At 56.5% G+C, this 24,181-nt stretch carries 23 protein-coding genes; 3 read left to right on the top strand and 20 right to left on the bottom strand.

What is annotated here, in order from left to right; translation table 11 throughout:
• Positions 1 to 100: 100 nt before the first annotated feature.
• From BRA42_RS02345 to BRA42_RS02325, 5 genes are all read right to left on the bottom strand, one after another.
• The gene (locus tag BRA42_RS02345; RefSeq protein WP_292408705.1) at positions 101 to 523 is read right to left on the bottom strand and encodes a hypothetical protein; all 423 of its coding nucleotides are present in this window, start codon (positions 521 to 523) and stop codon (positions 101 to 103) included.
• A gap of 25 nt (positions 524 to 548) precedes the next feature.
• Positions 549 to 956: a hypothetical protein gene (locus BRA42_RS02340; RefSeq protein ID WP_292408702.1), complete on the bottom strand. Its 408-nt coding sequence runs from the start codon at positions 954 to 956 to the stop codon at positions 549 to 551.
• A gap of 176 nt (positions 957 to 1,132) precedes the next feature.
• A complete protein-coding gene (locus BRA42_RS02335; RefSeq protein ID WP_292408699.1) occupies positions 1,133 to 2,293 on the bottom strand; it encodes a hypothetical protein in 1,161 nt (386 codons plus the stop codon).
• Positions 2,290 to 2,838: a hypothetical protein gene (locus BRA42_RS02330; protein WP_292408697.1), complete on the bottom strand. Its 549-nt coding sequence runs from the start codon at positions 2,836 to 2,838 to the stop codon at positions 2,290 to 2,292. The genes BRA42_RS02335 and BRA42_RS02330 overlap by 4 nt, the downstream gene beginning before the upstream one ends.
• 34 nt (positions 2,839 to 2,872) lie before the next feature.
• The gene (locus BRA42_RS02325; protein ID WP_292408695.1) at positions 2,873 to 4,036 is read right to left on the bottom strand and encodes a hypothetical protein; all 1,164 of its coding nucleotides are present in this window, start codon (positions 4,034 to 4,036) and stop codon (positions 2,873 to 2,875) included.
• Positions 4,037 to 4,530: 494 nt separating this feature from the next.
• Here BRA42_RS02325 and BRA42_RS02320 point away from each other — a divergent pair, with 494 nt between their 5' ends.
• Positions 4,531 to 5,091 (top strand): transposase, encoded by a 561-nt coding sequence (locus BRA42_RS02320; protein ID WP_292408692.1) that lies wholly within the window; start codon positions 4,531 to 4,533, stop codon positions 5,089 to 5,091.
• Between the two features lie 198 nt (positions 5,092 to 5,289).
• Here the strand turns inward: BRA42_RS02320 and BRA42_RS02315 are convergent, their stop codons facing one another.
• Genes BRA42_RS02315 through BRA42_RS02305 form a run of 3 tightly spaced genes read right to left on the bottom strand, consistent with a single transcriptional unit; the run spans position 5,290 to position 8,210 of the window.
• The gene (locus BRA42_RS02315) at positions 5,290 to 6,486 is read right to left on the bottom strand and encodes an META domain-containing protein (RefSeq protein WP_342772068.1); all 1,197 of its coding nucleotides are present in this window, start codon (positions 6,484 to 6,486) and stop codon (positions 5,290 to 5,292) included.
• An 11-nt stretch (positions 6,487 to 6,497) separates the two neighbouring features.
• Complete coding sequence (locus BRA42_RS02310; RefSeq protein WP_292408687.1) at positions 6,498 to 7,181, bottom strand: hypothetical protein; 684 nt, start codon at positions 7,179 to 7,181, stop codon at positions 6,498 to 6,500.
• Positions 7,182 to 7,208: 27 nt separating this feature from the next.
• The gene (locus BRA42_RS02305; RefSeq protein WP_342770829.1) at positions 7,209 to 8,210 is read right to left on the bottom strand and encodes a hypothetical protein; all 1,002 of its coding nucleotides are present in this window, start codon (positions 8,208 to 8,210) and stop codon (positions 7,209 to 7,211) included.
• A gap of 370 nt (positions 8,211 to 8,580) precedes the next feature.
• Between BRA42_RS02305 and BRA42_RS02300 the strand changes: the two genes are divergently transcribed.
• Positions 8,581 to 8,823, top strand: a complete 243-nt coding sequence (locus BRA42_RS02300; protein ID WP_292408681.1) for a hypothetical protein — start codon at positions 8,581 to 8,583, stop codon at positions 8,821 to 8,823.
• A 676-nt stretch (positions 8,824 to 9,499) separates the two neighbouring features.
• Here BRA42_RS02300 and BRA42_RS02295 read toward each other — a convergent pair.
• The 4 genes from BRA42_RS02295 to BRA42_RS02285 all read right to left on the bottom strand — a co-directional run bounded on the left by BRA42_RS02295 (position 9,500) and on the right by BRA42_RS02285 (position 12,221).
• Positions 9,500 to 10,051, bottom strand: a complete 552-nt coding sequence (locus BRA42_RS02295; protein WP_292408678.1) for a cytochrome c biogenesis CcdA family protein — start codon at positions 10,049 to 10,051, stop codon at positions 9,500 to 9,502.
• The gene (locus BRA42_RS02290; RefSeq protein WP_342685965.1) at positions 10,048 to 10,515 is read right to left on the bottom strand and encodes a hypothetical protein; all 468 of its coding nucleotides are present in this window, start codon (positions 10,513 to 10,515) and stop codon (positions 10,048 to 10,050) included. The genes BRA42_RS02295 and BRA42_RS02290 overlap by 4 nt, the downstream gene beginning before the upstream one ends.
• 213 nt (positions 10,516 to 10,728) lie before the next feature.
• Entirely contained in the window at positions 10,729 to 11,301 is a 573-nt protein-coding gene (locus tag BRA42_RS14470) for a YIP1 family protein (protein WP_394339205.1), read from the bottom strand.
• Between the two features lie 524 nt (positions 11,302 to 11,825).
• Positions 11,826 to 12,221 (bottom strand): hypothetical protein, encoded by a 396-nt coding sequence (locus BRA42_RS02285; RefSeq protein ID WP_342771034.1) that lies wholly within the window; start codon positions 12,219 to 12,221, stop codon positions 11,826 to 11,828.
• A 468-nt stretch (positions 12,222 to 12,689) separates the two neighbouring features.
• On the opposite strand from BRA42_RS02285, the gene BRA42_RS02280 reads away from it, so the two are divergent.
• The gene (locus BRA42_RS02280; protein WP_342770831.1) at positions 12,690 to 13,382 is read left to right on the top strand and encodes a hypothetical protein; all 693 of its coding nucleotides are present in this window, start codon (positions 12,690 to 12,692) and stop codon (positions 13,380 to 13,382) included.
• Positions 13,383 to 13,556: 174 nt separating this feature from the next.
• Here the strand turns inward: BRA42_RS02280 and BRA42_RS02275 are convergent, their stop codons facing one another.
• From BRA42_RS02275 to BRA42_RS02240, 8 genes are all read right to left on the bottom strand, one after another.
• On the bottom strand, positions 13,557 to 13,988 hold the full coding sequence (locus tag BRA42_RS02275; RefSeq protein WP_292408666.1) for a hypothetical protein: 432 nt from the start codon (positions 13,986 to 13,988) through the stop codon (positions 13,557 to 13,559).
• Positions 13,989 to 14,328: 340 nt separating this feature from the next.
• The gene (locus BRA42_RS02270) at positions 14,329 to 15,123 is read right to left on the bottom strand and encodes a winged helix-turn-helix transcriptional regulator (protein ID WP_342770832.1); all 795 of its coding nucleotides are present in this window, start codon (positions 15,121 to 15,123) and stop codon (positions 14,329 to 14,331) included.
• A gap of 383 nt (positions 15,124 to 15,506) precedes the next feature.
• Positions 15,507 to 17,654 (bottom strand): bi-domain-containing oxidoreductase, encoded by a 2,148-nt coding sequence (locus BRA42_RS02265; RefSeq protein WP_292408661.1) that lies wholly within the window; start codon positions 17,652 to 17,654, stop codon positions 15,507 to 15,509.
• Complete coding sequence (locus BRA42_RS02260) at positions 17,651 to 18,841, bottom strand: prenyltransferase/squalene oxidase repeat-containing protein (protein ID WP_292408657.1); 1,191 nt, start codon at positions 18,839 to 18,841, stop codon at positions 17,651 to 17,653. The genes BRA42_RS02265 and BRA42_RS02260 overlap by 4 nt, the downstream gene beginning before the upstream one ends.
• Positions 18,826 to 20,034 (bottom strand): glycosyltransferase family 4 protein, encoded by a 1,209-nt coding sequence (locus BRA42_RS02255; RefSeq protein ID WP_292408654.1) that lies wholly within the window; start codon positions 20,032 to 20,034, stop codon positions 18,826 to 18,828. The genes BRA42_RS02260 and BRA42_RS02255 overlap by 16 nt, the downstream gene beginning before the upstream one ends.
• A 76-nt stretch (positions 20,035 to 20,110) precedes the next feature.
• A complete protein-coding gene (locus tag BRA42_RS02250; protein ID WP_292408652.1) occupies positions 20,111 to 21,487 on the bottom strand; it encodes a nucleotide sugar dehydrogenase in 1,377 nt (458 codons plus the stop codon).
• A 20-nt stretch (positions 21,488 to 21,507) separates the two neighbouring features.
• On the bottom strand, positions 21,508 to 22,587 hold the full coding sequence (wecB, locus tag BRA42_RS02245; RefSeq protein ID WP_292408649.1) for a non-hydrolyzing UDP-N-acetylglucosamine 2-epimerase: 1,080 nt from the start codon (positions 22,585 to 22,587) through the stop codon (positions 21,508 to 21,510).
• A 31-nt stretch (positions 22,588 to 22,618) separates the two neighbouring features.
• Complete coding sequence (locus tag BRA42_RS02240) at positions 22,619 to 23,773, bottom strand: glycosyltransferase family 2 protein (RefSeq protein WP_342685966.1); 1,155 nt, start codon at positions 23,771 to 23,773, stop codon at positions 22,619 to 22,621.
• Between the last annotated feature and the right edge of the window lie 408 nt (positions 23,774 to 24,181).

Below are 24,181 nucleotides of genomic sequence, written 5' to 3'. Positions count from 1 at the left end.
AGGGGGATGTCTCCCTCCTTCCATAAATGATTTCCGCCACGGTCATCTCCACGTCGCCCATCCAGCCGGTAATCTGCAATCGTGGGTGGGGAAACATCTTTCACGGCCACGTCGTCAGCACCACGTAGTAGGCGCCTTCGTACTCCATGAGAAAGTCGTAGGTGTCGTGAAGAGCCCTGCTCTCCGCGTACGAGACCTTTGCACCCCCGATGACGCGCTGGTTCCGATCGCCCCACTCCCATGCCGAAGGGTTCCGTTCTTCTCCCCGGATCACTGCGTCGAGCGCGGGATGCCGTTCGAAGTCCTGCTCGGTCAGAGAGACGGCCACGCTCTCCCCCGGCTCCGCCCTCTCCATGACGTAGAGCATCGGCTGCCCGCCCGAATTCTCCATTGCGTGAAGGATGAAGGCGTCGGCGAGCATGAAGCCGAGCACAACGGCGACGATGCCCGCGAGACCGCAGGCGACGATGATCCCCGCCGTTTTGAGCCGGTCCCCGAATTTCATTTTAGCATCTTCTTCCATTTCGGTTACACCTCCCGGCCCGGTCTTAGTGGAGCAGAACGCGAGTGAGATAATACGCACCGTCGTACTCGAGGTATGGCCGGTCCTCCTCCCTTGCATCGATACCAAATGACTCAATAAGGACGAGATATTCGATCCCCGTCATCGGGGCTACACCGGATATCCACACGTCGGGGTTCCTGTTGGCGTCCCGAATCGCGGAGTCAAGCACCGGGTGCTGCTTTAGATCCCGATCGGTCAGGTGGATGACAGACACATTCTCCAGAGGCTCCGGAACCTTCTGGACGACAAGCGCCTGCGGGGGACCGTCGATCCCCGTGATCAGGGCAACAAGGGCGGTATACGCAACTACAACCGTCGTGACGAGGAGGACGACGCCGATGAACGCCAGAACCCCGACAACGAGCAAACGTCTGTTGATTTTCGATTCCATGTGATTTCCTTTACGTTTTCACCAATTCCGTCTGAATGGGGATCAACCCATTTTCATACCGATGGTGCAGATCAACCCTCCCCGACCACTACCACTTCCGGCTCATCCTTCTCCGATCGATCTGCAACTGCACCACCCGATATGCTCAGTTGCGGTAGCCAATAACCATGTTACGCTCATGCAGGCTCCGTCCGCGGCACCTCCGGGTAGTCATGCCGGTTCACCAGGAGAGCATATCCCCCATCGGCGGTCTGGATGACCGAGACGGCACTAGCCGTCAGTTCGAATGTGGTATTCAGTTCGGTATCCCATTCCGGAAGTCCATCGGCATTGAGTTTCATGATGTGAGGAACACCGACCTGGTCGGGGAGGATCAGGAATCGGGATGAGGAACGATACGTAACCGTGCCGGATACATACCCTCCATCGGCCGTTTTAAGGATCGGTGCCGATGCGTTGAGCGTCCGCTCCTCAAGCACGTTCCCCTCCCGGTCGAAGACGACCTCCTCCAGCGTCACGTTGGTGTAGATGACGGTGTACCCGCCCCCCGGCACTTCGCCCATGAAGGCGACGGTGTTGTACTGCGGCAGGCTCCCGAGCGTCGCATTCCGGATCAGATCGCCTGAGGAATTCAGCCGGAGCAGCCACACGTAGGAGCCGTTCCGGTTCGGGAGGGAGGTCATGCCGCCCACCAGGTACCCGCCGTCGGATGTCTGGATGATGGTTTTTACGACGTCCCGATCGGTCCCGTAGGTCTTGCGCCACTCCTCCGTCAGGTTTCGATCCCGTTTAAGCACAAGGAGGTCTTCGCCGTCGGTCCCGGCGGCGACAAATCCACCGTCCGCGGTCCCGACAACCGATTGCAGGGTGCTGTCAGCCCCGACATCGCTCTCCAGGACCTTCCCCGCCGGATCGAGGAGCCGGACCCCGGACTCGCCCGCCGCTACGATGGTGCCCCCGGTCGTCTTGGCGACGGAGGAGACCGGGGACCCCCTACCGGTGGCGTTCCAGACGACCGAGCCGTCGCCGTCGAGTTTGAAGATGCCATAGGATTGGTCCCCGCGCCAGGGCAGGACCTCTCCGCCGACGATATACCCGCCGTCGGCGGTCTGGACGATGCTCGTTGCGCTATCGTCGCCCCCGGTATCGATGACCGTCTGCCACTGCTCCGTCCCCCCGGCGTCGACCTTGAAGACCAAGATGTCGCGGCCCACCCCGTACTCCGGCACAAGGCACCCTGCTGTAAAAACCAGCAGAAGGCAGAGCCCGGCCGCCAGGACACCCGGCCTCTGCAGGCGATGGATTTCATGCCTGCGCCAGGACCCGGAACCGGTCATCCGCTCTGCACCTCCCGCTCCCGGAATGCGGTTACGACTGCGAGCACGGCACCGAATATGACTGAGGATATGAGCACGGCCTCCAGGTAGACCGTAATCAGGCTCATGATGGGAAGGCCAATCTCGGGCAGGGGCAGAGACATCAGGAATCGGGAGACCGGTGAGGGGGCCCCATCCCCGAACGCCGTTGCAAACCCGTAGACCAGAAGCATGGCCGCCGTGATCGCGGACCCGGAGAAAAGGATTACGAAACGGTGCCGATCGGGAAGGCGATTTTGGAGGAGCATGAACGGCGTCAAGACACCCATCAGTATGATCACCAGGTCCAACACCGGTAAAATCGGCCGAATCGGCGGTACGAAAGAGAGAACCGGCACCAGAACGGCCAGAAGCAACCCGCTCAAAATCGGAGCGAATTTGCCGACAACCGGCTGCGTCTTCGCGAGAATGTAGTAGAACGTGAGGGAGAGGAGACCGGCGAAGACAGCCGGGAGAAGCACGATGAGCAGGACAAAGACGATAACAGACGATGCCAGTGGTTCCATGGTTAAATCCTATAAAAGAGGAGGGTGGGCCTCTTCAATCTCTCACGTATTTCACCAGGCCGAGCGTATACTTCGCCGTATCGAGGAGACAATCCTCGGTAATCGATCTGACATCCGGGTCAGTTCTGAACGTGCCCCGGTGATTATACACCAGATAGTAGAGTTCATCATCGTGGTTCTTCGCATACTCAGCAAGTGACTGCGTCGAACTTGATGGATCAGTTATGGTGTAATAATACCAGTTGTCCTGGATGACCGACCAGAAGTTGTACCCCTCTCCACTGCCTTGATCCCAGTTCTCTCCAACATAGTCTTCATACTCAGCGTGGACCCATGGATTCAGAGCCTGTTCAATCTCCATACCGGTATGGAGCGGATTTCCTACATCAGTCAGGAAATGACTTGAATATCCCAGGTTTGTGTATGCATTGTACATCGACGATTGATCGTAGTAATTTCTGGCAGTGTTTGCATAGTTCTCGCATTGTTCTGGAGCGTAACCCGTTCCAAGCACAGGGTCGTAGTAATGATCATAAGAGTGACACACCATCTGAATGAAGGTATCCAACCATTCAAACCCGGTCGGGGGCAAGACCGAAGGCCAGGAGTCAGGATCATCTGCCGCATCGTGAGCATATGTGGCATACGTGGATGAAACACCCCACTTCAGGCAGGAGGTCTCTATGACATCCTGATGACAGGGAGCCGCCCACCACTGGATGCCATTTTCGGCTGAAAACTTATCGTTCAGGTACTCGGCGAGCGCTTCATCGGCCTGAGCAAGGATGGACTTTTCCTCTTCGGTCAAAGTATGTTCACCAGGAGAGACAAAAGCCACCTCCGTTCGACCGTCACGTTGAATCGTAGCCACAGGATACTTTGCCCAGATCTTCCTGAGCCCTTCGGATAGTATCTGTTTTTTCTCATCGGAGATTTGAGTCATCTCTAAATCATTCAGAGCATTTCTCTGTCCCTGCTCATCGGCGGCAAACAGTGCCCAATGAGACGTTGTTTCTTTCACATCTTCATTGATCACAAAATGTAGACCGGATGATGTCTGCCCGTTTGCCGCAACTATAGGGATCGGTTGCTCAACCGGAACCTCAGAGGTTGCTGCTACTGCCGGCACAATCCCCACGCTCACCAGCAGCAGTGCCAGGAGCAGGGAGAATGTCTGCATTCCAGTTTTTCTTTTCATGTGTTTCAACTCCGTTTTCAGTCCCCGGAGGCAGGAGAGGCACACATGTTAAGTACCTGGAATGCATACATCTCATTAGCCTTCGGGGCATGCGGGGTTCTATCATCCAGCCGTCAAGCAGGGATGGAGGGACCCCACGAACTTTTGCAGACGCATCCTCGCGCCTACACCATGACATGGACGCCGATTTATATATAAATTCTGTCCATTTTCTTTACATGTCCGGGGGATATTCCCGAAAATGAAGAGACCGATCTCCCCGTGGGGAAGAAAGGCACCGGAGATAACCCATTTCCCACAGAAAGAACACTGCTTTAGCCCCCTCCAAAACCTAGCGCGCGCTCTTCCTCGTATGGCGCTGAATTCCCGATTTGCTTGTTGAAAAACTCTCCCCTAACAGAAGTACATTCCGTTTATGACTCGTTTTCTGATTTGGTGGGATTCAAACCGTAAAAGTGATCGTACTCGAAGGGGAATTCATTGTTGGCGAAAACATGAAGTCCCCACTCATCGTTGATCCTGATGACTCAAAATGGTTGCTCCTCGATTCGGTTCTTGCCGTAACAACCTCCCGTCGGGCCAGGCAGGAGATGGCCGAACAGGGTATCACTCCGGTCGCGAATACCGGCTCGATCCTCCGGCTCCTGCTCATTGCGATCTTCTTCTCTGTGGAGGTCACCTATGTGGTCGAGGAACTCCGGAACCGTGCTGCCCTCCGACGATTTGCGCGCATCGATCGAGTCCCCTCAGCCGACGAGGTGTATCGGTTCCTCAGCCGAATCGACGAAGCGCGGTTTGTTGCCCGGGTCAATGCACTGCTCCGCATTCTGTGCAGAAAACCGAATCGCCGAACCGCCAGAACGTTCATCATCGACGGTTCGGCCATCACGCTTGACCTGAACATCTTCAAAAAGAGGGTCCGGAAGAAAGACCTCGAAGACAAAGACTACAAATGGGGCTACTCCACAACCAACGGCTATTACCTCGGGTGCAAACTGACATTGGTGATCGAGTATTCCTCGCTGGTTCCGGTGACCTTTTCTCATCCTGCCTAAAAAAGGGATCATCTGAGGAACTACCTTCCATTCGCTTCCAGAAATTCACCTCGTAATGTAATCCATAAGGCCCCGATTGTATTTCGTGCCCTTCGTATACCATCTCTTGTATACGTAGGCTTCAGGTCTTCACAGACATACCGAGCACCACAAATTCTTCATCTGAGATCTGCACAATATCGGCAACGGTATTCACATCTATATGGACCCCTCTGCCATTACCATCAGAACTTCTCCATCGCCGGAAGAGAATTCCAACGTGCCGTTCTGGACCCGATATGTTCTCGTTTCTCTGAAGATCGACTCGATTGTCTCCCGGGATTCTCTCGCCTCTCCGGGATCGTCGCTTTCCGAGATAAGCAGGGATACGGGACCGAACGATATCGATGAGTTGTCTGTGTCATACTGCGCGGCGAACTGGATTCCGCGGATGGTTCCAAAGACGTTGCCATCCGGAGTAAAGTATACCATTTCGAACGTCTCCTCTGGCGACAGGAGGGCGGACCCGTCCGCCGCCCGGTACTGTTGCGGGTACCAGTCGGCTGAGATCAGCGAAAGCGGCATCCGAGTAAACGAGAGGAACGAGTGACCTTTCTCGTCCATGATATCAAGTTGAGTCCCGGTTATCCGATACCCGCGCGCCCGGTTCAGGAGCGAGTAATACCATTCGTACAGGTCGGTTTTCTCGCCCGGTGCCTTGGAGCATTTCTCCACCGACTCGAACTGGATACGATCCTCGTCGGATTCATACGTTCCGCAGTAATCGCTGTCCGCGATGGTTCCCCGGAACTGAGCCTCGTCCGGAAACTGTAAGGAGATCTGTAGGGTGATCAGGTCGGAACCATGGTTTCGAACGGATTCTTCCGTATCGTTCCATGAATACCAGAGAGACCACGCTCTTCCCGAGAGCGATTGCGGCTGGCTTGCGAAAGAGAGGAGCTCCATTCCCGATGCGTCGAACAACCGGAGACGGTCTCCGTCTATCTCGTAGGCCTCCGTTTTCAGGAGCAGTGCCAAGAACGCTTTCTCCTGATTGAGCACCTCTGGAGTCGAGGTCATATTTGTCGATTCGATCTTGCGGATCGTGAGCACGTCGTCGGCAAGGTCGTGCTCTCCGATGAAGAGGTTGCACCCGGAGGAACCACTGACCCACCCGTCACCGGCGAACGCGATGATAACATCTGTTCCCTCGATAACGGGAGCCCCTCCTTCCTCCGTCCAATAGGATGTAAGATACCAGCGTCCAAACAGCGGGGATCGGTCGTCATTCAACGGCAATTGAGTATCGTCCCGGGCCCCTGCAGAATGCATGGAAACGAGAATCCCCAGACAGATGACGAATACGAGCAGTCCCGTGAGGGCGACGCTCACGATCCGCCGTGGGATTCTCCGCATGAGATCGGCCATCATAATAGCATGATACCCCCGGCAGTGACATAGTAGTCGGCCGGCACCGGAACAAATCCCGACGTTGTGCTCGGAACGGTCGTATCCACCGTCGTCGTCCAGATATCCCCCTTGATCAGATGTTTCATGCCCCCGCCGCCCTGGTACTCGAGGCTGAACGAGATCGGGGCCGCATCCTCCGGCGACGGGACGAAGCCGTCGAGAAAGACGACCGTGGTGTAGGTTCCGCTCGAAGCCCGGGTGAACTCGGCGACACTCGCGTTCCCCGGGGTTGAGAGGACCGGCACGAGCAGCCGCGGCTCTTTTTCCGTCTCGGCTTCGCCGAACGGTATAGAGATATCCGACGCGTAACCATCCACCGTCGTGAACACGAGCATCTTTCCATACGGCGTTTCCCGGATCGCCGCCTGCCACCCGACAGGCTGGCGTTCGCCGGCGAGCACTCCCTCAGACAGCGCCGGCTCGCCCTCCGCGTTCGCCGGAACCGGGATCATGACCGTGGCGGTGCCGTTCACGGCAAGACCGGAGAGACCGGTGATCTCGATCACGTAGGAGTTGTTCGGCAGGAGGGTTTCGACGAACGCGGGAAGGAGCAGGAGCAGGAAGATCACCACGACGAAGAGGCAGATAACTACGAGCAGGATAAGTATAGTTCTCCAGTTTTGCTTCTGGTTTACATCCATCTTCTCACCAAAAAAAAGATTTTTTAGTTAATTAGTCGCATAATCGACAAGACCCATGTTATAAATAAGACCCATTTTCAAGAGATCTTGAGTTGCTGACTTGACAAATGGTTCTTCGCCCCATCCCAAGGGATTAGTAGCTATCGACGCCTGGAGGGCAGGATACATCAATGAAGAGTAAAGTGCCAGGCCTCGTGCACTCGAAGCGGGATCGGAAATTACACCTCCGGTATTGGGAGCCGATACAAGAGCCGCTTTAAACCCATACTCAGGATCGGTGAACTTATCCTGCACGTATCCCTCATAAAGCGCATGCGTCGCCAGCTGTACTGGATCGACTGCACCCTGGGTATGCCACGGCATGGACATATCACTCATATAATGCATCGACCAGGACAGGCACCGCCAACCGGATTCACTGTTGATGTTTGACCTCAGTTGGCTTCTTGCCTCATTCGCATAGTACTTGCATTTATCCGGTGCGTTGCTGAAGAACGGGGCCCCGTCAAGATAATGTTCGACTGTCTGCGGAACACCCCAAGTATCAGGGTCCGCTGAGTGCATATTCAATAACCTTGTCTTCGTACTGTCCCAACCTCTTTTCTGCCCTGCAATCTCAGCCAAGGCATTATGAACACCATTCTCATGATAACCGGGATAATAACCGGTCCACATGGGGCTTATCCCATTAGGGGCATCCGGACAGTAGTAGGTAAACACACTGGCGATTACCGATGCCAGCAGTTCCTGCTTTTCTCTCTCTTCCAGCGCTGACGTTCCACCCCAGATCTTCTTCAGTTCTGCGGCGGTCTCCTCAAATTCGCTCTCAGAGTATGTCTCCTCCAACGCTTTGAGCACTATCGCCTGATGAGCAGGCGATAAATGTGCATAATGTTCAAGCGCCGCCTCATCCTGCATGAACGAACGCTCAAGAGTCATCTCTTCTGCGCTCGCTGTCGATATGAGTGCTACACAAAGCAGTACTCCCAGAAGGATCGATATTCTTTCAATCCTGCGTAACTCATTCATGATTGTTCTCCTCGATTCCTTCCCGGAGGCAGGAGAGGCACACATGTTAAGTACCTGGAATGCGTACATCTCATTAGCCTTCGGGCTTGCGGGGCTCTATCATCCAGTCGTCAAGCCGGGATGGGGGGCCCCGCGAACTTTTGCGGACGCATCCTCGCGCCCACACCATGACATGGACGCCGATTTATATATAAATTCTGTCCGTTTTCTTTACACGTCCGGCGGATATTCCCGAAAATGAAGAGACTGATCTCCCCGTGGGGAAGAAAGGCACCGGAGATAACCCATTTCTCACAGAAAAAACACTGCTTTCGATCCCGGAAAGTATGCTCCGGAATGCGCTAAGGAGAGAATCGGACGTCCGGAGTTGATGCACGTCCGCTACCCCGGAGACAGCAATACCGGAATCGATCCGGCATTCGGCGGGATGCACAAAGTTATCCAGGACATTCCGGATCAAAATTCTTTTATGGCCGAGATGAAGCCACACGGGCAGCGAAAAAAGCAGCTGTACCAGGTTGAAGAGCACCGGGGCGGATACGCATACGTATTCGAGGAGGAGGATCTTCAGGGGCACGTTCCAGATGTACAACGGAGTCGGATCGGAAGGTAGCTGCTCCGGATATGGCCCTTGTACAGGCTGAATGGCCGTGGCACATCCGACAGACGGCAGCAGCAGGAGGCAGAAGGCAACCAGAGCGATCCTGACAATCCGTGACCCTGGAACCATGGAATTGCATGAAAACAGTTACAATAAAAAGGTTTGGTTTTAGAAGAAATTTTATATGTACAGTCGAGTTCCTGTTACACTCCCCCCATACACCTTAAGGTTCCAGGATTCAAATGCGGGGTCGGGTACCTCAAAACGAATCTGCTCATCCAGATAAGAACCGTTCATGGTAAGAACCGTACAGGTTCCCATCGGGCCTGGAGATATTCAGTTTTCAAAGAGGAGTCGGGAGTAAACCGGTTCGGATAGACCTGCAGTGCGGATGGATCGGCTGCTACGCTGTAACTGTGAGAATCGGTCTCTCCTTGTGTTATCGTGTAGAATGCACGGATTGCAGACTCACCTGCCTGCGGGAGATCTAACGCGATCCCATTGTTTCCACTTCCGATACTGCCTGCTGAAACCACCGGTATGAGGAGAGCAAAGACGGCCAGGAGTCCGATAAGACCTAGAGGAAGTTTTCGATAAAATATTCTGTCTCATTTCTTTACACATATTATATACCGACGGCATCCGGTAAGCAAAAGACGGGATTTCCCTTTCAACGATCTCCGGGGAGTTAACCCACCCTATTTATCCCTATTCCTCCCGTCGGGCTCCTCGGGGGATACGGTTCGTCGAGCAGGATACGGTAACACCGGAACGCAATTCGAACCGTTAGTGGGCTTATTCTAATCGGATTTGGAGTCTGGTTGCTCTTCTGGGTGACGCCGAGAAACGGCGTGAGCACTCCGGCCCCGAAGACCAGCAGGAGCCAGAGATCCTGCACGGCGCCGTCGATCAGGATTCTGCTCAGCAGAATGAGGACCATCGGGGCGGCACACGGCGCCTTGACGATTGAGAATAGCATGCCCAAAATAAACAATCCGATCAAAGTGCTCGAATACTTCCTTACAGATACCCGAACGTAGTTGTCTGCAGAGATCGGGAGCCTTATCAGCCCAAGCAGGTTCACCCCGGCAACAATCGTGATCAACCCCGCTACGGCGGTAAGATATGGGCTAAACCTGCCAAGCGAGAAACCCGCCAGCAGGACACAGCATCCCATGACGATGTAAGCGGCAACCAGCCCCAGGCCGAATATCAGCGCATTCAGGAGACTGCTTCTCAAACCCTTCCGGACCCGGTGACATACACCAGTATGAACCCGAGTATCGCCATCAGGCAGGGTGAAAAGCCGGAAAAGAGACCCAGAGAATAGGCAAGTGGTATATTCCAGTTAATTGGCGGTAGGCCCTCCTGCACCTCAGCACCGGCAAGGGACTGCTCTATCGCCGCCCTGAGATTCTCTTCAGTGATCTCCTCTTTAGGAATCTTAATGGTGCCATCCACAACCACAGCAGGGACTTCGTGAAATCCATGTTGCTGCAAGCGGTCTAGGCCCTCGGGTGTACCGACATCAGTGTACGTAAGTGAGATGGAATCACCGAGATCATGCTCAAACTCCGACACCAAAGGCTTAAAATGGTCACAGTCGGGAAAACCTTCCAAGTAGTAATACTCAATGACAACAGGAGCCGCGCACGTACAGGAAATTAATCCGGTTAAGAGCAGAACGATGCATGCTGCTACCACGCCAACACGGACGCCCCCTCTTCCACATCGATCTTTCAAGGTATATTCTCCCAAGGAATACCCAACTCAGCGGGCAGAGCCAATAGTTTTATTGTATCCCGGTTTTAGAAGAGATATTCATGGATCTCATTGCAAGAATCAGAAAGAATGCCAACCAATTACCTCCTACATTTCGAACACTTCGCTCCGAAGCGGCCCTGCTAAAATGAAAGATCATAGTAACAACCTGAGATCGAAGATCCACCTATGGAAAAGAATTGCGAGAATCGCACTTGTCATAAGAGTGACGAATAAGGCTCGATCCTTAGATATTTCATGAAATATCAATACGCCGAAATAGGTTACTAGACTGAAACAGAAGAGAAGCAATAAACTTACAAACGGGACCCTTAAAATCAAGATCACCCAGGAAAACAGGATGCAGGGTGACAGGGCATAAATCACCGATTTCATCGTTTTTTCAAATCCCAGGTGTACATCGACAAAAAGCAGGAAAAAATGCTCAACGAGGCTAATTCCCAAGAGTGCGACTGTCCCGCATATTATGCCCTGTATTAAACAGATAAAGATGCCTAGCGCTAGAACCCAAATCTGGTGCAATCCAATCTTGAATTCATTTTCAGGGTAAAACCCCATAATGAGGGGTAATAATATATATATGATCGATGTGACGACAACTAACGCAAAAAAGAATTGAAGATCGTCCCGCAGTGACTTTTCGTTAAGTCGCTGGAAAAACCCTGGGGGACTGGTAGAAGCAGTTCTTAGTAGTATTCTTGTCGACATGGTCTTCCCTGATTATGGAAGTGATCCACAGGCAAATCCTACAGATACCCAGTCTGAGGTATTAGAATCTCCATCGGTTGATCCATATTTATTACAACTGATCCAGGCATCAACCGAATGTTTAGGCGGACTCAACGCGAATACACTCCAGATGGCGTGCGAATCGATGTACCCTGTATACCCGTTATCTCGTGTTGAATGTCCGAATTCGCAACGGTCAAATCCCGGGTCTTGGGAAGTGTACGTATTATCTGATATGCCCAGAATGCCGTTACCATAGTCATAAGTGAATGTTCCTTGGGTGTAAAGAGTTGCTTTGGTCGGGAGTAATGGGTTACCCCTCCAAATCCAATCATCTGTCCTCGTAATTTGGGCTTCGTAGATGGCTCGTATAGCAAATTCCTCTGACTTCAGATCTGAGAGAGGAATCTTACTTAATTCATAGTTAATAGAATAATTACCACTTTGATTGCCTACTGAGCAGGCTTTGCAACTAGTCTCAAAGTATTCTGTCTTTGAACCAACTACAATCGGATCCATCCTGCTTTTGGATACCCCATCTTGATTGTCGAGGATACCGTAAATGCCCCCATCCGTTCCATAATAGAGAACAACTCTTTCTTTTTTCCTTCAAGATACCCAATTATTTCTCCGACGCTCTCTTTTGATTCTGATCTGATGAGCAACTCATCCACTTGAGCCCTTGCTTCATTATATTTTTGCCATTGAGGCCCATCATCTCTAGAAGGGTGCTCTACTCCCAACATAGTATAAATGTTCTTCTCGGCTTCCTGATTTTGAAACAAGAGATTAGTCTTGATTTGTTCTTCTTCACTTGCCACCGCTGGCACCAGCACCACGCTCACCAGCAGCAGTGCCAGGAGCAGGGAGAATGCCCGCATTCCAGTTTTTCGTTTCATGCGTTTCAACTCCTTCTTGTTTACCGGAGGCAGAAGAGGCACACATGTTAAGTACCTGGAATGCGTACATCTCATCAGCCTCCGGGCTTGCGGGGTTCTTCATCCGGGGCGGCAACCGGGGATGGAGGGACCCCACGAACTTTTGCAGACGCATCATCGAGGCGCCCACACAAAGACATGGGCGCCGGTTTATTTATTTTTTCTGTCACATTTCCGGACACATACTCGCGGTATCCTCGAAAATGACCGGAGAGATCACTTCCCCGGGGATGGGAGCAGAGGAGAGAACCAGGTTCATATCAGCGTATCCCGTTGACCGGGACGGGGCATTTGTGGGGATCTACCGGTCGAAGGCGGTTGAACGGACCCCGCCGACGAACGACGCAAACCCTATCATCCATAACGACCGTACCTTCAATCGATGCGAAAACCGATGGAAACGATGCCGTCCCGGTTCGCGGAGATGCAATGAAAAAAATTACAATGGCCGTCTGGGCGCTCCTCATCTGCCTCGTCCTCGTGCACTACTTCTACACGCCCGAAACGCCCGAGGTCGTCACAGGAAAGATCAGCACCGCCTCCTATCCCCCCGGGAGCCGGCCCGACCTGACAAACCTCTGGGACACACTGGTACACGAACAGGTGTTCTCCAACGAATCGGCGGTACTTCTTCAGTTGAACCAGTTCGTCGACAAGGATGGGACGGTGCGGTGCACCCAGCTTTACTATGCCGGGAGCGTGGACGGAGAGCAGCACGTTTACGAAGCATACGCCTACCCGAGCGGCGACGTGCTCTACAAAGACCAGAAACTCGATCTTCCCCTGGAAGGGGCGCATCCCCTCGCCATCTGCCGCGAAGTGACCGGGATTGACTATGCCGACCTCACCCGGGAGAAATGCACTATAGCGCTTCAAACGTTCAGGAACGAGGGGGAAAGGAGATATGACGAAACTCAGGGCGGCCTCCGCGTCCTCTCGAACGGCTCGTTCCGCCCCCTTAAGGAAGCGACGTTCCCCGACGGCGCCCGCCGGTACGCGATCGAGATCGTCCCCGGGGCCGTGCAGCCGGAAGAAAATACGACCGCGAGAGAAATACCCGATCGTCTCATCGCCTTCACCGAACGGGATATTGCCCTGGCCGACAGCGTCGTCTACGCGTAATGCTGGCGCTGTCGCACCCTGCATCGGGTTTATTTCCGGGAATCTCCCCGTGAGGAAGTTCTTCTCCAGATAGCGACAAAACAGGACCTTTACGGGCGGTAGAATTGAAGGAAAGCGGCATACGCGGCGCCGCTGACACCACCCTATCGCGGGCAACAGGATGCTCGCTCCCGGTTATTCTGCGTTAAACGCGTACACCTGGGCTCCCTCAACGCTCTTACCATGTACGGTGAATGTCCAGGGCCCGGGTGCAGGATCGCTTATGGTAAGACAGATCCGCACCTTCAGGTTATCGTCGCCGTCGCTGTCGCAGTAATAACCGTACTGGCTCCCGTCCGGCCTGAAGACCCCCAATTCCAGGGAATACTCATCTGAAAACCAGTTCAGGTCGACGGAAAACGAGGATGCACCGGACGGAATGGAATACCCATGATAGTCCGTCTCGCCCTGTGTGATCGTAAAGAATGCACGGGGGGCAGACCCATCTGTCTGGACGAATTCCGACAGCGGTTCCTTGTTTTCGCTTTCGAGACCGGCGGCCGAGGCCACCGGTACGATGAAGACCAGGACAGCCAAAAGCCCAATGATACGACCGAAGTTCACCATACTCGCATCACGGAGCCCTACGCGGGATATCCCCTTAAATTTTCTGTCACATTTCCGGACACGTTGTTTGGCGCGAGAACGATTGCCGCGAAACGTTGAATTGGGAGGATGGGGATATCCCTCTGTATTACGGTCCGGGCCCGCGCGACTCCGGGGGCTGGCAGAGAAGCGTTTCGCGCGCCCCATTCAGGGCGTAGCCGTGAGATCCAGAGAGAAATACACCCGACGATTCGTTGTGACCGCCGGAGAGGGGTCTCCGGCAGCATCCCGACCGCGGGACGGCTCCGGCCTTGAGGCTCCCGAGGGAAGAAGTCTTCGGGCCGGGGCACGCGCCCGGATGCTACGGACCCGCCGAAGTATCCCCGGATAAGTCGGATGTCCGCAGATATTCCTTTGCATCCGAAGAAAGAGAGTACTCTACATGTTTTCCTCTTCTATCACATCTGACGATGCCTTCCAGGATCAACGTTTTCATGTGCCAGGCTACACCCGAGCCCGACAACTCGAGCCGGGAAGCAATTTCTTTTCTGTTTATCCCCGGGTTCTGCAAGATGAGAGTTAGCAATCGTTTTTTCGCGGGGCCGCACAGGTAACCGTTCACCTTTTTTTCGAGGTCCGGGTACGCTTGTCCGGGAACATTTTTGTTGACACGGTAGCGCGTAAACCCGCAGCCATGCTCGGGGATGACCATCTTCATCTCACATAGCACCCCTAGATGGTACCTGAGAGTTCCGATATTCAGTTCCAGTCTGCTGGAGAGAGTATGGAGATGGACCCCGGAGTTTTCCCGGATACAGACATAGATCTTCCGGCGGGCTTCATTCTCCAGGACATTCGCTTTTAAAATTTTCTTGTGCCCGAGACGCAGCCATAGGGGCAGCGACAATATGGCCTGCATCAGCATAAAAAACGCCGTCGTGTCGACTCCAGAGACGATGCCGAGAATAATAACCTTTAGGGGAACGTTCCAGATATACAGGGGAGTCGGGTCCGAGAGGAACTGTTCAGGATACATCCCGGGCTGGACGGAGACGGCGCTTCCGGCGGACGGCAGCAGCACCAGGCAGAAGACGGCCAGCGCAATCCTGACGGTCGACGGCCATGGTGGCATGACACCCCATCTGTTCTCTGACAATAAAAACGTTGTTCTCTTCGTTAAACCGTGTTTATCGTCTGGAATTAAATTCCGACACTGTCCTCGCCAGATTCGATGGAGTTCCGGACGCGGGGTTGCCGGTCTCGAGATGACGGGTGCCACCAATGCTTCGGGCTGAGATGGTCGGCCCCCTCCGATCCCTTCAACCGGACGCATCACCACGCCCCAGGAGTGCAAACAGACTTCCTGACCGGAGAGGACTCACCGGCGACAGGATCGAGGACCTCCCCGCCTCCGGCCGGTCGCCACGGACGAGTGGACAGTCCCGTTGGGCGCAACCATCCCGGGCACACCGAGGCTGGATGCATCGACGGCCGGAGGGCAGGAATTTGAGCAAAAAGAAGATCGCCTTCCCGCCCGGGTCAGATCCCGACCGGGCCGAGGTCGATCTCCTGCGGCTTCCCGGAATCGATCGACTCCCACGCGAGAAACGTCGCAAGCGTTGTCGCGACGCTGCCGACGAAATCCGGCTCTTCGCCCCTCACAAACGCCAGGAGTTCCTCGGCGAACCCCTTCTCCTGGGCAAGCCACCGCCTCTCCCGCGACGCCTTCCCGTCCCGCCGGAGTTCGAGGTCGCGAAAATCGGTGATCCTCCCTACGGCGTTGTCGCAGAAGACCTCGACCGTCTCCTTCGGGTAGGAGCGGTCCCCGAGCGTCGTGTAGGTGACGGTGCCGAGCGACCCGTCCGCAAACGCGAGAGTCGCCTGGAAGTTGTCGTACTTCTGGAGGGTCCCGGTCGGCTCGATTGCCCGGGCATAGACCTGGACCGGCCGTGCCCCCGTCATATACTGCATGAAATCGATGAAGTGGCAGCACTCCGAGATCAGCATACCGCCCCCCTGCTCGTCGTCGTGCACCCAGTGCCCGGGCGGGATCTGCCCGGCGTTGACGCGGTAGTGCAGGACCATGGGGGAGGCCCGGTTCCCGAAGAACTCCTTCATCCGCCGCGCAAGTGGGGAATGACGCCGATTGAATCCGACCGTCAGTCGTTGTTCGGACCTTCTCCAGGCCTCGACGACCCCCCGGAGCCCGTCGATATCGGCGGCGAGCGGTTTCTCGACGAAGACGTCTTTTCCGGCACGCAGTGCATCGATTGCCATGGGGGCGTGCAGGTCGTTCCGGGTTGCGATCAGCACAGCATCGATTGCAGGGTCGTCGAGGATCTTCCGGTAGTCGGTGGTGCAGTAGGAAAACCCGTACTTCTTCGCCACCGAGTGCGCCGAGAGGCCCGTCGCGGTCGCAAGCCCCGCGAGATGGACCGGGAGTCCCGGCAGGTGGGGATAGAGGGCGCTCTGGGCGTGGACCCCGGCGCCGATACACCCGAGCGTCTTTGCCCCGGCCGGCACCTTCCGCCTCCGGAGATCGGACTTCGGGAGGGGCGTGACGGTCCCGGAGATGCCCGTACCGTTCGGGCTGTACTGCAGGAGGACCCCGATGAACCGCTCCTTTCCGGAGTTGATGAGGCTGTAGGCTTCCGGTGCGTCGTCGAGACTGAAAGTGTGGGTGATCAGGCGGTCGAGGTCGATCCGCTTCTGCCGCACCAGTTCTAAAAACGCCTCCATGTTCCTCCGCTCCGTCCAACGGACGTAGATTGGATAATCCACGCCTCTCTCCTCATAGTTCCGGTCGTAGCGGCCCGGACCGTAGGACCGGGAGACGACGACCTCCGCCTCTTTCTCGTAGAAGATATCGCGCGGCACGTTCATCCCCACGTTCCCGACGACCACGACCCTGCCTTTGTCCCTGACCAGGCGGCCGGCCGTCTCGATGGGGGCGCTCGACCGGGTTGCCGCGGTGATGATGACCGCATCCGCTCCGAACGGCGAGAATGCCTTCATCCGCTCGGCGAGGCCGTCGTAATTCGAGACGACGTCGGCACCGAGGTCCGCGGCAAGAGAGAGTTTCTCCCGGTCGATATCGATCCCGATCACCCGGCACCCCGCGGCTTTGAGGATCTGGACGGCAAGCAGACCGATCAGCCCTAAACCGATCACCGCGACGTTCTCCCCCACCGTGACCCGGGCGTTCCGGACGCCGTGCATTGCGATCGACCCGACGGTCGTGAACGCCGCTTCCCGAAAACCGACGCCGTCAGGGACCCTGACGCAGAGGTTTTTCGGGACCGCGACGTACTCGGCGTGCACCGCGTACCCGGCGCCGGCGCAGGCGACCCGGTCGCCCACCTCGAAATCGTCGGACCCGGTTGTCACCACCGTCCCGGCACAACTGTAGCCGAGCGGCTCCGGCTTTGCAAGGCGGCCCATCGCCTGCTGGTAGGCCGAGAGGGGGCCGTCCGTACCGATCTTCTGGATGACTTTCTTCACGTCCTCGGGACGCGCTTTCGCCTTGCCGACGAGCGACTGCTGTGCGAGGTTGATCAGCGACGATTCGGTGCCGGCGCTGATGAGGGAGTAGGCGTTTCGAACGATGACCCCCCGCGTTGCGGTGGGAACGGGAACGTTCTCCACTTCGATAGACCCTGACTGCAGGTCGAGTGCTACCTGTTTCATGAATGGTTACTCCATTTTTCCGATTGAGTGAGGCAATCAAGCATCTCCGACGTCATGAAGAGGTCGGGAAAGTTCTTCGACGGTTCCACGGTCGACGTCCGGATACCGAGCAATCGGCAGAGCGCCTCAAACGACCGCGTCTCAGCGGTTCCGGCATACCGCCTGCGGGCAACCTGCCGGTAGACCCCGTAGCCGAACCGGAACGCCCGGTGCCGTAGCGGGTAGCCTCCGAGCGACGCCGTCCTGGCCGCCGTGACGACGGAAGGCAGGAGATCGGACCAGGCGCCCGGTTCCCACCGGGGAGCGAGCCCCTGCACATCCGCCTCGAGCCGGTCGAGGCAGAGGCTCGCGTTATCCCGGTAGCGGCCGTCCGCCCGGGATGCGTAGACGAACGAGGCATGGGCGAACGCGTACGCTCCGGAGAGGTAGTATGCAAACGAAAGCCCGCTCTTCGACCAGTCGAACCGCCCGTCGGAACGCTGGACGCTCGCGAGCCACCGGGCCCCTTTCTCGATGCTCTCGCCGATCCGGTCGTCCGGGAGGCCGTCGTTTATCTTTGCGAGATAATAGATGGTCACGCCCTGGTAGTGCACGCAGGGAAGGTCGAAGACGTAGGGGTAGGTTCCCTTATCGACCGCATAGGGGTAGACGCCGTCGCTATGCTGGTGGCGGAGCACGTTTTCCGCCGCCCGCAGTGCCGCCGCGCGGGCTTCTTCATCACCGTACCGCTCGGCGTATCGGGCAAGAAACGCCCCGCACGAAGCGTCGACGTTCAGGTGGTCGGCGGTGTAGCCCGAAGATTTCAAGAAGTACCCGGGGCGCCTCTCGGCGGCGAGGACATAGTCCCGGGCCTTAACGACCGCTTCTTCGTGCGGACACCGGTCCGCCGCCTCCAGGAGCGCGTCGCCGATGAACGCGGTGATCAGGGCCGAAGGTTCGTTGTAATTGACGTGAACTTCGTTCCAGGACCCGTCCGGGTTCTGGCAGGCCGTGACGTAATTCAGGAGCGGGGCCACGAACGGGTCGCCTCCCGAACGGAGCATCGCCTTTGCGACCTCGGCGTGGACCCGGTTGCGGACGATGCCGAAGACCGGGTCACGGATGTATGCGGTCTCGTCGCGGACGACCGCAAGTTCCCGGACCCTCCCGGTAACCCGGGAGAGAAGCGGCGTCAGGCGCCCGTCCATATCATCCTCTCGATATGCTTCTTCAGTTTCAGAGCGACCGATCTCCGGTCGCAGTGCTCTGCGACGTACTCCCGGCCCCGACGGCCCATCTCTTCCATCTTCGCCGGGTCCGAGAGGAGCGAGGAGAGGGCAGCGGCAATCGCCTCCGGCGTATTGTCGGCGATGACCCCGGCGCCCGACGCCTTCGCGAGACGGGCGATCTCGCCGTTCCCGCAGCCGACGAAGGGTATGCCGCATGCCATATACTCGTAGGCCTTGGTGGGAACGGCATACTCGAGGTTATCGAGCCTCTTTAGGGGTGCCACCCCCACGAGCGACTCGGAGAGGAGTTGCGGGATCTTCTCGCGCGGGAGGGTGCCCGTAAAGACGACCGAGTCGGTCAGGCCCTCGGCCTTCACCAGCCGTTCAAGACTCCCCCGCGTGTCGCCGTCGCCGACGATGAGGAACTTCAGGTTATAGGTGCCGTTCATCGACTTGACGGCGAGGGCCACCTTATCGAGGTCCTGGGCGTGCCCGACGTTGCCGGCGTAGATGATCTGCCTCTTCTTTCCGCCGTCCATGGGGCGGAAGAAGTCGGTATTGACGCCGTTCGGCATCAACTCCATCGGAGCCGTGACCCGGTAGCGCGATGCGATCCTCCGCCCGAGCTCTTCGGTCGTGACCCCGACGAGATCCGCCTGCAAAAGACACATCTGCTCGAACCTCCTGCTCATCCTCTCGTAAAGGCTCCCCTCCCGGAGGAAGCCGAGGCTTATCGATGCATCGATCCAGAGGTCGCGGATATCGAGGATCCACGCGGCCCGTGAGGTCCGCTTCAGGACGTATCCCGGGATTCCGGTGAAAAGAGGCGGTGCCGACGTGATGATCGCGTCGAACCGGTTTCCGGTGAATAGAAGCCAGAGTGCGGCGTGAAGCGGAAAGAGAAGGTAATAGGCCATCCTGCTGGTAAACCCCGGGTCCCCGGATGCCGGCTGCCAGGTCCAGAGCCGTACAACGCGGACGCCCTCGACCTCCCGCACGTCGGATCGTCTCCATCTTCGGGGAAATGAACCGGTGGGAAACGTGGGATGGGGTGCAAGCACCGTCACGCCGATCCCCAGCTTCGCAAGATGTGTGGCGGTGTCGTAGATGCGTGATGCGTTTCCTGATTTTTCCGGTGGAAAGTGCTGCGATACGATGCATACCTGTTTCATGAAACTCCTCGTTGTCTCCATACGGTCGTCGAAGATTGCTTGTAGATCCCGACTTCACAAAACCATGTACGGGGGGTTAGGGGTAGCCCTCCCGCCCGTCCGGGGAGAATACGGTGATTGACGGCGGTGATGGGGACACAATCGGCTGCTGCACCACTCCTGCAGGATACAGACCCGCCGGGGGCGCAATCCCGTCCGACGGCACCGGCTGTACCGGCGACCCGTCACCCAGAACCCTGACGATAAAGCCCTGTTTGGTCCACTTCTCATGGTCGAGGATGTTTCGGGTATCTACGACGAACTTCGTTCTCATCTGGAGATCGGCCGGTTCAACCGTGCAGAAACAGTTGTGATCGGCGAGGACGACGAGACAGTCGCTCCCGACCGTTGCATCCTTTGCGTTCATGAGGGGGTACGGAAACTCCCCGACGTGGGGGTCGTGGCACCTGACGGCATACCCTTCGTTCTCAGCGAGCTGGATCAGCTTGAGTGCCGGGCTCTCCCGCGTATCGCCGATATTGCCCTTGTAGGCAACGCCGAAGATGCTGATCGTCGGGTTTCTGACTCCGGCAAGCAGGCTACGAACGGCGTGGAGTACGTAATTCGGCATGGAATCGTTGATCTCCCGCGCCGTGGAGACCATCTTGCACCGTGTGGAGTTCTCGGTCAGGAACCAGGGGTCGATGGCGATACAGTGTCCCCCAACGCCCGGTCCGGGATTGAGGATAGAAACCCGGGGATGCTTGTTTGCGAGAGTGATAGCCTTCCAGACATTGATCCCGCACTCCTCGGCGAGCTGGGCAAATTCGTTTGCGAGCGCAATGCTCACGTCGCGGCTGGTGTTCTCCATCAATTTGACAAACTCCGCCGTTCGCGTGTCGGTCCGGTAAATCTGCCCGGTGACGAATGTCCGGTAGATCGAAGCCGCCCTTTCGGCGGAGTCCCGGTCGTACCCGCCGATGATGCGCGTGTTGGTCGTCATCTCCTGCAGGGTCCGTCCGGGGATTGCCCGCTCGGGGCAATGGGCGTACTGAAAATCCCCGACAACGACACCGCTCTTCTCAAGCCTGGGGATGACGACCCGTTCACTCGTTCCGGGCGGGACGGTCGATTCGAGAATGACCAGGTTCCCCCCGGCGAGACGGGGGGCGATCATATCGGCCGCGTTCTTGACATACGAGAGGTTGGAAACCTTCGTTGCCGCGTCCAGAGGCGTCGGCACGGCTATCAGAAAGACGTCCGCGGCTTCGGGTTCTGTCTTTGCAACAAATCGCTCACGGGCATCGCGGTAGAGGTCCTCGATTCCCGGTTCACTGAACGGGAGGGTCCCCTGGTTCAGACAATCGACCAAGTTCTGTTTGACATCGACGCCGACAACGTCCGCTCCGTGAGCGGCAAACAGCAACGCGGTCGGTAGTCCAATGTATCCTAATCCCAGTATACAGATCCTCATGCGTATTCTCCTCATAGGTGTTATCGGGACCGTGCGGCAGCGCAGACCATCACGATCATTTTTCCGGCGATTCCATCGCCGTAAGGGTTTTTCCAGCCGGATTTCCAGGTTGTTGCGGAGCGGACCCCTTCGAGGATCCTCCTCGATTCGGTACCGACCAGAATGTTCGATCCGACGGCCAGCGTTTCGGGCCGCTCCGTGTCGTATCGCATCGTAGCACACGGAACGCCGAGAATGCAGGTCTCTTCCTGGACCCCGCCGGAATCGGTCAGCACGAGTTTCGCCTGCGATTCCAACTGCAGGAATTCCAGGAAGCCAAAGGGCTTGGTAAGATTTAATCCGTCGACGCCGATGCCCAGTTCCTGGATCCGTTTTTCGGTCCTCGGGTGGACCGGAAAGACGACGGGCAGGGCAAACTCCTTCTGCACCCCCTCAAGCCCTTTCAGGATTCCCTTGAGCCGTGCCCGGTTGTCTACGTTCTCCTGCCGATGGGCGGTGACGAGGAAGTACTCCCGGGGCTCGAGGTCGAGGTCTTTTAAGACGTTGACCTTCCTCTTCGATATGTCGAGGTTCTGGTACACCGCATCGACGACGGTGTTGCCGGTCATACAGATCTTCGGGTCTTCAATGCCTTCTGCGAGAAGGTTTTTCCGGGCGGTTTCCGTCGGAGCAAAGAGGTGGTCCGAGATATGATCGGTGAGCACCCGGTTGATCTCTTCCGGCATCCATCGGTTGAAGCTGCGGAGGCCCGCCTCGATGTGGCCCACCTGCACATGCAGTTTCGATGCCGTGAGTGCCCCGGCCATGACGGTGTTCGTGTCCCCCTGGACGAGGACGATGTCGGGAGACTCCTTCATCAGAACGTCTTCGACACCGGTCATGATCTTCGCCGTCTGACCGGCATGGGTCCCTGAACCCACATCGAGGCTGTATTCCGGGTCCGGCAGGTCGAGTTCCTCAAAAAAAACCCGGTCCATCTCGTAGGAGTAATGCTGTCCCGAATGAAGGATAAAGTAATCCAGATTTCTGCGCTCGCATTCCCTGATGACGGGGGACATCTTGATGATCTCCGGCCGTGTACCGAGTATTATACCGATCATGCGTTTCTCCTCTGCATGGTATCCATCCCCCTCACTCCCGCATCCGTGCGATAAGGGAGAGTGCTAGGCCAAGCACAAGTGCGACGGTTCCCGGAATCAGGAGAAGCGATGCGAGCATGCCCTGGCCGATCGGGATAAGGCCGGTCTCATTGAAACCCTGGAAGAACTGAAACAGGAGAAATACGCCTGCGATCACCGCAACAAGTCCGGGGAGGCCGATATTCAAAAGAGGTTTTTTCTCCACGATGAGCCAGAATAACGATCCGAGCACCTCTACTCCATGAGATACGGGATTTTTTGTGGACGTGTCAAAATCGCCATATTTGCAGTTGATCGGCGTCTCTCCGAGACGCAGGTGCTTTTCCTGTGCAATCCGAAGCATCTCCGATTCGGTTGAGAAATCATCCTTCCGCAGCATACCGAGCATCGACTCCATGGTCTTTCTGTTCAGGGCCCGAAAACCGCACTGCGAGTCGGTAATCGAACTACCGGTAGTGGTGGCGATATCAAGCACGGCCCGCCCGAATCGCCGGTAGAAGGGCATCTGATCGAAGGTCCGAAACCCTATGACGAGATCGGCGGTATCGGCGAGGATCGGCCCGGTCAGGAGCGGTATCTCCCCGGGGTTGTGCTGACCGTCTCCGTCCATGAAGACCAGGCAGTCATAGTCGTGCTCGACCGCATACTGCAGAGAACTCTTAATTCCCCGTCCTTTCCCCTTCCGGGCGCCGTGCGAAACGACGGTCGCTCCGGCATCCCGGGCAACCTTCACGGTGTTGTCCGTGCATCCATCGTCTACTACGAGAACCTCGTCGGCATATCGGCGGGCCATCAGGACAATCGAACCGATAGCAACCTCCTCGTTGAAGCAGGGGATCGCCGCGAGAATCTTCATCCTGTCCGACCGGCGGGATGCGGCCGTTGTCGCATCCGCGGATTCGCTCACTATCCGTCGGTGCCCCGGGGCTGTCGGTGTCCGCAGAGGATTGACCTGCTCCTGGATCTCACAGCGAAACGCAGGAATATCTATCGGGCTCTCCTGTCCGACGATCCGGGGAGCCCGTTGTTCGATCCATCCGCCCGTCTCTGCATCTATGTACTGTGGCAACGGCACAGTTGTCTCTTCGGCAAACCACCCCTCCGAATGAACGGGTGGCCTCGCCAGAACCGGATCCTTGTCGTACATCCACTTTCCCCTCTTGACGTACTGGAACGGGACTGTTCTGGCATATATTAATAGGTTATTATTAAATAGTAATCATTAACAATTTATTAAAATAAATGATATGTCATTTACAACAGTGCCACTAAAACCGTGCCGACTAATTAAGTCTTCCTGTCCAGGCGAGAGAGAGGGATTTCCCGTAACCGTCGTGGGCGGGCCGTCTCCCCGGTGCGATTCAAGCCGGGTTCCGGTTATCCCGGTATTGCCATCCGGAACGTTTAATTGCGGCTGTCTCGAATAACGGGGAGGGAACATGAATTCTCCTGCCGCACCGTCTTTGGAAGATCCGTTGCCTGCTGTCGGATTCTTTCAAAACGCCGACATCGAGCACGGTCGCTTCCCCGATCATCCCCGCATCGCCGCACCGTA

It is taken from the genome of Methanoculleus sp. UBA374 (assembly GCA_002508705.1).
Taxonomy (GTDB): domain Archaea; phylum Halobacteriota; class Methanomicrobia; order Methanomicrobiales; family Methanoculleaceae; genus Methanoculleus; species Methanoculleus palmolei.
Note: the sequence above shows the minus strand (reverse complement) of the source record. Positions and strands in the feature narration are given on the sequence as shown.

What these genes read in the sequence shown, in the direction of transcription:
- BRA42_RS02310 (WP_292408687.1), bottom strand. Translation starts at nt 7,181, where the DNA reads ATGGATGTAAACCAGAAGCAAAACTGGAGAACTATACTTATCCTGCTC.
- BRA42_RS02335 (WP_292408699.1), bottom strand. Translation starts at nt 2,293, where the DNA reads ATGACCGGTTCCGGGTCCTGGCGCAGGCATGAAATCCATCGCCTGCAG.
- BRA42_RS14470 (WP_394339205.1), bottom strand. Translation starts at nt 11,301, where the DNA reads ATGTCGACAAGAATACTACTAAGAACTGCTTCTACCAGTCCCCCAGGG.
- wecB (WP_292408649.1), bottom strand. Translation starts at nt 22,587, where the DNA reads ATGATCGGTATAATACTCGGTACACGGCCGGAGATCATCAAGATGTCC.
- BRA42_RS02300 (WP_292408681.1), top strand. Translation starts at nt 8,581, where the DNA reads ATGCACGTCCGCTACCCCGGAGACAGCAATACCGGAATCGATCCGGCA.
- BRA42_RS02265 (WP_292408661.1), bottom strand. Translation starts at nt 17,654, where the DNA reads ATGAAACAGGTAGCACTCGACCTGCAGTCAGGGTCTATCGAAGTGGAG.
- BRA42_RS02315 (WP_342772068.1), bottom strand. Translation starts at nt 6,486, where the DNA reads ATGCGGAGAATCCCACGGCGGATCGTGAGCGTCGCCCTCACGGGACTG.
- BRA42_RS02340 (WP_292408702.1), bottom strand. Translation starts at nt 956, where the DNA reads ATGGAATCGAAAATCAACAGACGTTTGCTCGTTGTCGGGGTTCTGGCG.
- BRA42_RS02320 (WP_292408692.1), top strand. Translation starts at nt 4,531, where the DNA reads ATGAAGTCCCCACTCATCGTTGATCCTGATGACTCAAAATGGTTGCTC.
- BRA42_RS02285 (WP_342771034.1), bottom strand. Translation starts at nt 12,221, where the DNA reads ATGAAACGAAAAACTGGAATGCGGGCATTCTCCCTGCTCCTGGCACTG.
- BRA42_RS02250 (WP_292408652.1), bottom strand. Translation starts at nt 21,487, where the DNA reads ATGAGGATCTGTATACTGGGATTAGGATACATTGGACTACCGACCGCG.
- BRA42_RS02260 (WP_292408657.1), bottom strand. Translation starts at nt 18,841, where the DNA reads ATGGACGGGCGCCTGACGCCGCTTCTCTCCCGGGTTACCGGGAGGGTC.
- BRA42_RS02345 (WP_292408705.1), bottom strand. Translation starts at nt 523, where the DNA reads ATGGAAGAAGATGCTAAAATGAAATTCGGGGACCGGCTCAAAACGGCG.
- BRA42_RS02330 (WP_292408697.1), bottom strand. Translation starts at nt 2,838, where the DNA reads ATGGAACCACTGGCATCGTCTGTTATCGTCTTTGTCCTGCTCATCGTG.
- BRA42_RS02305 (WP_342770829.1), bottom strand. Translation starts at nt 8,210, where the DNA reads ATGAATGAGTTACGCAGGATTGAAAGAATATCGATCCTTCTGGGAGTA.
- BRA42_RS02280 (WP_342770831.1), top strand. Translation starts at nt 12,690, where the DNA reads ATGAAAAAAATTACAATGGCCGTCTGGGCGCTCCTCATCTGCCTCGTC.
- BRA42_RS02275 (WP_292408666.1), bottom strand. Translation starts at nt 13,988, where the DNA reads ATGGTGAACTTCGGTCGTATCATTGGGCTTTTGGCTGTCCTGGTCTTC.
- BRA42_RS02240 (WP_342685966.1), bottom strand. Translation starts at nt 23,773, where the DNA reads ATGTACGACAAGGATCCGGTTCTGGCGAGGCCACCCGTTCATTCGGAG.
- BRA42_RS02255 (WP_292408654.1), bottom strand. Translation starts at nt 20,034, where the DNA reads ATGAAACAGGTATGCATCGTATCGCAGCACTTTCCACCGGAAAAATCA.
- BRA42_RS02325 (WP_292408695.1), bottom strand. Translation starts at nt 4,036, where the DNA reads ATGAAAAGAAAAACTGGAATGCAGACATTCTCCCTGCTCCTGGCACTG.